At 52.8% G+C, this 6,731-nt stretch carries 4 protein-coding genes; 1 reads left to right on the top strand and 3 read right to left on the bottom strand.

Translation table 11 applies throughout. The features are described 5' to 3' along the window. Positions 1-250 precede the first annotated feature (250 nt). Positions 251-1,405, top strand: a complete 1,155-nt coding sequence (locus KDK14_RS19345; RefSeq protein ID WP_257266845.1) for a hypothetical protein — start codon at positions 251-253, stop codon at positions 1,403-1,405. 171 nt (positions 1,406-1,576) lie between these two features. On the opposite strand, the gene aceF is transcribed toward KDK14_RS19345, so the two are convergent. From aceF to KDK14_RS19330, 3 genes are all read right to left on the bottom strand, one after another. Further along, positions 1,577-3,490, bottom strand: a complete 1,914-nt coding sequence (gene aceF, locus KDK14_RS19340; RefSeq protein ID WP_257266844.1) for a pyruvate dehydrogenase complex dihydrolipoyllysine-residue acetyltransferase — start codon at positions 3,488-3,490, stop codon at positions 1,577-1,579. A 28-nt stretch (positions 3,491-3,518) separates the two neighbouring features. Further along, on the bottom strand, positions 3,519-6,176 hold the full coding sequence (gene aceE / locus KDK14_RS19335; RefSeq protein WP_257266843.1) for a pyruvate dehydrogenase (acetyl-transferring), homodimeric type: 2,658 nt from the start codon (positions 6,174-6,176) through the stop codon (positions 3,519-3,521). Positions 6,177-6,369: 193 nt separating this feature from the next. Then, positions 6,370-6,731, bottom strand: a 362-nt coding sequence (locus KDK14_RS19330) for a hypothetical protein (RefSeq protein ID WP_257266842.1), incomplete at its 5' end; no start/stop codon positions are given.

The following is a 6,731-nucleotide window of genomic DNA, read 5'->3' as shown; positions in this document are numbered from 1 at the left end:
TAGCTAAATATCCTATTATCGGGATGATCGTTCGACCGATTCTGTCGCCCTGGCAGGGAGACCTTAATTACCTGTTTCTGTCCGGAGATTCATCAAGTCAAGAGTTAGCATTACTAACCGACCTGTTAGTTTTTTATGGAAAAATAAATCGTTAAATGTACTAACAAACAGAAGGGAATGTTTTATCCATTGCCTATCTAAAATTCCACCGTGCTATTTGAACACATGCAATCAAGACAAGGAGGGTCCTATGATCAGCAAAACTGATTCCTCAAAGCCAACAGCACCGGGTCAAACATACCTGCAAACTGATACAACAGAAGCGACAGTACCGCAATCTAAAGATAATATTGATGGCTCCGAAAGCCGGACCCCAGTCAAGCCAATCTCTCACAGGGCGGTATCCCATCCTGAGGAAACTTCAGGGCTTGCAGCATCCGACACGTTCAAGCCAACGACGTCTTCACAGGAATCAACAGCGCTTGACAACATGGAGTCACCATGTGGAGCAGATGAAATTACCATTAATGATCCGGAGTTTAACCAACCACCCGGCAAAATAAAAAAGCTTGCCCTGGCGATTAAAATCTTTTCTAAAAGTTTCAAGACCATATACCAAGTCAATCATCCAGAGACGGATCGGAGCCAAATGGTTGAGAGAATACGCAGCAAGGTTTATACCGTGGCCTGTCTATTGTCAAACCCCCTGAACTATCTGCAAGCCTCTGCCTTATCGGCTGCAGTTTGTATTGGTGGTTTTATTCTTCTTTCAACTGTATCAGAGGGGGCTTTAGCGGTTGTTTTGGCCGCACCTGTCATTACAATTATCGGTTTTGCCATTGGCCTCGGGGCTTATTTTCTTGGCAGTTTTCTCTTCCACAAAGCCTCTGACTTTATTACTTCAGCAGTGTCAGCGATAGTGGATACCCGCGAAAAATCAACCGAGACAACCACTCTTACTTTACCGAAAGACAGGTTCCTGAATAAGTACCAAAGAATGGAGGAGTCGCTCTTATCATTGCGAACAAAGCTCTTTGCGGCAGAGTGCGCAGATATTAATTACCGCATAAGATTCTTTAAAAAATATGGTTCAAAAGATAAATTAGAAGCTGAGACTCAAAAACTCGTCGATCTGGATGAAGCCAGAAGAAAGGCCGGTATTCCGGACCCCTGCACAAAATTGCTTGAATCTTTACAGTATCTCTGCCTGAGAGATGAATATGGGTGCAATACCGAGAAACTCAAAGAGGCCATCCATAAAACCGAAGATTGGCTTAACAGGGCAGCAAAACAGAAAGAGCTGCTCACTGAAGAACGCCGGAAACTAGAGGAACTGTACAATGAGGGTACTCAACCTATTGGCGGAGGTTTAGACATAGACCCGAAATTCTGGGTTTCTGCGTAATTCTCCTTTAACAAAAATTAATACCAATTCCACCTACTATTACTCGTCATTCCGCCTTGCCCAGCAGTTCAAAATGACTTGCTCGATATCATATTTAGAAAGCGGAATTGGTATAACTACTCCCTGTTTCTGTCCGGAGATTCATCACCTCCGGATTGATTAACAAAACTCTCAAAGAAGCAGCTTGCGAATATCGGTCAACAATTCACCCAGCATTGTCGTGAAACGTGCCGCATCCGCACCGTTGATGGCTCTGTGATCATAAGACAGTGACAACGGTAACATCAGCTTCGGATCAAAGTCCTTGCCATTCCACACTGGTTTCATGGCAGCCCTGGACAGACCAAGAATGGCGACTTCCGGGGCATTGACGATCGGCGTAAATGCCGTACCACCGATAGAACCCAGGCTGGAGATGGTAAAGCAGCCACCCTGCATCTCATCAGGCTTCAGCTTCTTGTCACGGGCCTTGCCAGCCAGCTCGATGCATTCAGCCGACAGTTGCCACAGGCTCTTGTGATCCACGTTCCTGATCACCGGCACCAGCAGACCGTCAGGCGTATCAACCGCGACACCAATGTTGATGTACTTCTTGTAGATCAGCATTTCACCGTCCGGGCTCAGGGAAGCGCAGAACTGTGGCAGCTCTTTCAACACGCAAGCAACGGCTTTCAAAATAAACGGCAGTGGTGTCAGTTTGGTACCACGGGCCTCGGCCATGGCTTTCTGGGCCTTGCGGAACGCTTCCAGTTCAGTAATGTCACACTCATCAAACTGGGTAACGTGTGGCACATTCAGCCAGGAGCGCTGGAAGTTCTGGGCCGCCACTTTGCGCAAGCGATTCAGGGCAACCTTCTCGATGTCACCCCACTTGCTGAAGTCGATCTCTGGCATGGCTGGTATACCCAAGCCAGAAGCGACACCCTGAGCCCTTTGAGCCTTGTCAGTGAGACGCATCTTGACGTACTGCTGCACGTCCTCTTTCAAAATGCGACGACGGGGGCCACTGCCGGTCACTTCACCAAGATCAACACCGAACTCACGGGCAAGCTTGCGCACCGCAGGACCGGCATGAAACTTGCCCTTGACACGCTCAAGCTCCACCGGGTGTGCATGTGGTGGTGCACGGGACACAGTCTCCTGCTGCGGTGGAGCAGCGGCTGGCGGAGCAGGGCTGGCAGCAGGTGCTTCAGCACCACCAGACACGACAATATCCAGAATCAGATCACCCTGGCTAAGGGTATCGCCCTCTTTGACCATGATGGCTTGCACGACACCGGCAAACGGTGAAGGTACTTCCATGGTCGCCTTGTCAGATTCCAGTACGATCAGTGACGCTTCTTCTTCTATCTGATCACCGACGCTGACACAGACCTCAATCACGGGAACGTTCTTCGCACCAATATCCGGTACTGTTACCTGCTCCAGGCGAGGTCCGGACGTTGGAACCGCCGGGGTAACGGCAACAGGCTCTGGAGTTGCGGCTGAAACCGGCGCAGGCGTTGCAGCGACAGCCCCGCCGCCATTGACTTCAACGTCAATCACCAGGTCACCCTGGCTCAGGGCGTCGCCTTCCTTGACGTGAATGGCGCTCACCACCCCTGCTAACGGGGATGGCACTTCCATGGTCGCCTTGTCGGACTCCAGGACAATCAATGAGTCTTCCGGGGCAACGGTGTCCCCAACCTTCACACACACTTCAATAACCGGCACATTTTCAGCACCGATATCGGGTACATGCACCGACTCAATCCGGGAAGCTTCAACCGGGGCTGCTGCCACGGGGGCTTCTGCTGGCTGCCGACTGTCTGCTGGAGGCTGTTCAACATCAGTGGTTGCAACAGCAGTGGTTACAGCAGCCATCTTGACCATTGGCGCACCTTCGCTGACATTGTCACCCACCGTCAGCAGCACTTCTGTCACCACGCCATCCCGTGGTGCCGGGACCTCCATGGTGGCCTTGTCAGACTCCAGGACGATCAGGGAGTCTTCTGCCGATACAGTATCACCGGGCTTCACGCAGATTTCGATGACTTCTGCCTCACCACTGCCGATATCCGGAACCTTGATGGTTTCGTCACTCATTCCTCATACCTTCTCTTCAGTTCCAGACTCAGCAATACAGAGGGTTAGCTCTGGTTGGGTCAATATCAAACTTCCTGATGGCCTCACTGACCACAGAGGCCTCCAGCTCACCATCCTGAACCAGCGCATACAGGGCAGCCACCACGATGAAGTAACGGTCTACCTCGAAGAAGCGGCGCAGCTGTTCCCGGGTATCAGAGCGGCCAAATCCATCGGTGCCCAGCGAAATGAAGGTTGCCGGCACGAACTCGCGGATCTGGTTGGCGTACTGGCGCATATAGTCAGTCGCGGCAATCACCGGACCCTTGCGGCCAGACAGCTGCTGCTCAACCCAGCTGACTTTCTTTTCAGCTTCAGGGTTCAGCATGTTGTAACGCCTGGCGCCCTGACCATCACGGGCCAGCTCGTTAAAGCTGGTGGCACTCCAGATATCTGATTCAACATCGAACTCATCACGCAGGATACCGGCAGCAGCACGCACTTCCTCAAGGATAGTGCCACAACCCATCAGCTGAACTGTGAGCCCCTGGTTGCGGCCGTTTTCTTCCAGGTTGTAAAGCCCCCTGATGATGCCTTCGATCACTTCAGGGCCTTCCGGCAGGGCTGGCTGACGGTAGTTTTCATTCATGGCGGTGATGTAGTACCAGACGTTGTCACCACTGCCATACATACGTTGCAAACCGTTCTGGATAATCACCGCCATTTCGTAGCCGTAGGTCGGGTCATAGCTGATGCAGTTCGGTACCGTAGATGCCAGAATATGGCTGTGACCGTCCTGATGTTGCAAACCTTCACCGTTCAGTGTGGTACGTCCCGCCGTAGCACCAATGAGGAAACCACGGGCCTGGATATCACCCGCTGCCCAGGCCAGATCACCTGTACGCTGGAAACCAAACATGGAATAGAACGCATAGAACGGAATCATCGGCACGTTGTGACTGCTGTAAGAGGTTGCGGCAGCCATCCAGGCGGCGTGGGCACCGGCTTCATTAATACCCGCCTCCAGAATCTGCCCCTGCCTGGATTCCTTGTAGAACATCACCTGGTCAGAGTCCACCGGTTCATAATTCTGGCCTTCCGCAGAGTAGATACCCAGCTGACGGAACATCCCTTCCATACCAAAAGTACGGGCTTCATCAGGAATAATCGGCACGATACGCTGGCCAAGGCTCTTGTCCTTGGCCAGCGCACTCAGAATACGGACATAAGCCATCGTCGTGGAGATCTCGCGCTCGCCACTGCCCCGGGTCACCGCTTCAAAGGCATCAAGGCCGGGAATTTCGAGCTTGATGTCAGTCTCGACGCGGCGCTCGGGAATAAAACCACCGAGCTTTTCACGACGCTTGCGCATGTACTTCATTTCCGGGCTGTCAGCGTCCGGCTTGAAGTAAGGCAGGGTCTCGATATCTTCGTCCTTGATTGGCAGATCAAAGCGGTCCCGGAAGTGCTTCAGGTCATCAACCGGCAGCTTCTTGACGTTGTGGCTGACGTTGGCTGCTTCACCGGTGGTACCGGTACCGTAGCCCTTGACCGTCTTGGCAAGGATAATGGTCGGCTGGCCATGATGGTTAACCGCCTCGTGGTAGGCAGCGAAGACTTTGTACGGATCATGGCCACCCCGGTTCAAACGCCAGATATCGTCATCCGACAGATGTTCAACCAGCTTCAGGGCTTCGGGGTCGCGGCCAAAGAAGTGCTCCCGGGTCCAGGCGCCACCTTTCGCCTTGCAGTTCTGGTAATCACCATCCACGGCCTTGTCCATTACTTCCTGCAGCTTGCCATGTTTGTCCTGGGCCAGCAGCGGGTCCCAGTGACGGCCCCAGACGACCTTGATGACATTCCAGCCAGCACCGCGGAAAATGCCTTCCAGCTCCTGGATGATCTTACCGTTACCACGCACCGGGCCATCCAGACGCTGCAGGTTACAGTTGACCACGAAGATCAGGTTATCCAGATTTTCACGACCGGCCAGGGAGATAGCACCGAGAGATTCCGGCTCATCCATCTCACCATCCCCCAAAAATGCCCAGACCTTACGGTTCTGATTCGGGGACATGCCACGGTTAATCAGGTACTTCATAAAGTGAGCCTGATAGATCGCCTGCAAAGGGCCGAGCCCCATGGATACCGTCGGAAACTGCCAGAAGTCAGGCATCAATTTGGGGTGGGGGTAGGAAGAAAGGCCGTTGCCATCCACTTCCTGACGGAAATTATCCAGCTGGCTTTCGTCCAGACGACCTTCCAGAAAGGCCCGGGAATAGATACCGGGGGATACGTGACCCTGGTAGTAAATCAGATCGCCTTCACGATCACTGCCCTGGCCGTGGAAGAAGTAGTTATAGCCGATGTCATACAAAGTGGCACTGGAAGCGAAGGAAGAGATATGGCCACCCAGGCTGCTGTCCTTGCGGTTGGCACGCATCACCATGGCGAGGGCATTCCAGCGGACCAGGGAGCGAATACGGCGCTCCATAAACAGGTCGCCGGGCATACGGGCTTCTTTATCTGGGGGTATTGTATTGCGATAGGGCGTGGTAATGGCGTAAGGCAGCTGCGTACCCTTGGCACGGGCATGCTGGGAAAGCCGGGTCAGCAGAAAATGCGCACGGTCTTCACCTTCCTGTTCCAGAACGGAATCCAGTGCCTCCAGCCATTCCCTGGTTTCTATAGGGTCGATATCATGCATACAAATCGGCTCCGGTTAGTATCTTACTTTAATCAACATAATTAACCGCAATATTTCAAAGAGTTTCAAAGTATTGGTGCACAAAATCCAGTCACCGTTCTGATTCTTTTGCCGTGCGAAATATTTTGCTTAACCATTTTTCATCCCTGGGGATGGCGCACAATACTTTTCTGCGCCACGGGCGTTTGTGCATTTAGTCGCCCTTTTCATATCCAGTCGTATCCAGTTGCCCATTTGACTCAAATGGGCCTTGCAAACGTCGGCATCGTAATGGAGGCAATTCTGCCTTAACTACCCTACCCTCTACAAGTGTCCGATTTCCTGTAGCCACGTCCCCCCCTGCACTCATCCCATGCATCAATGTTGCGGTGGTTGTTCCGTCGCCGTTGTTGCAGGGGTTGGTAAATACCTCCTTCGAGAGGCTGTCCGGGAAAATGTTGCCGCCCGCTGCCCGCAAAAGCACAAGTGATTCCAGCTTTTCGGGAAGCAGGCGGCGGGTAGCGTCCAGGAGGCTGTCCGAGAATAGCGCCCGACTGGGCGTCCCCGTAGCGAGGA

The sequence above is a fragment of the Endozoicomonas sp. ONNA2 genome (assembly GCF_024606365.1).
GTDB lineage: Bacteria > Pseudomonadota > Gammaproteobacteria > Pseudomonadales > Endozoicomonadaceae > Endozoicomonas.
Note: the sequence above shows the minus strand (reverse complement) of the source record. Positions and strands in the feature narration are given on the sequence as shown.

Excerpts from the sequence above, each read along its gene's own strand:
- KDK14_RS19345 (WP_257266845.1), top strand. The coding sequence starts at position 251 with ATGATCAGCAAAACTGATTCCTCAAAGCCAACAGCACCGGGTCAAACA.
- aceF (WP_257266844.1), bottom strand. The coding sequence starts at position 3,490 with ATGAGTGACGAAACCATCAAGGTTCCGGATATCGGCAGTGGTGAGGCA.
- aceE (WP_257266843.1), bottom strand. The coding sequence starts at position 6,176 with ATGCATGATATCGACCCTATAGAAACCAGGGAATGGCTGGAGGCACTG.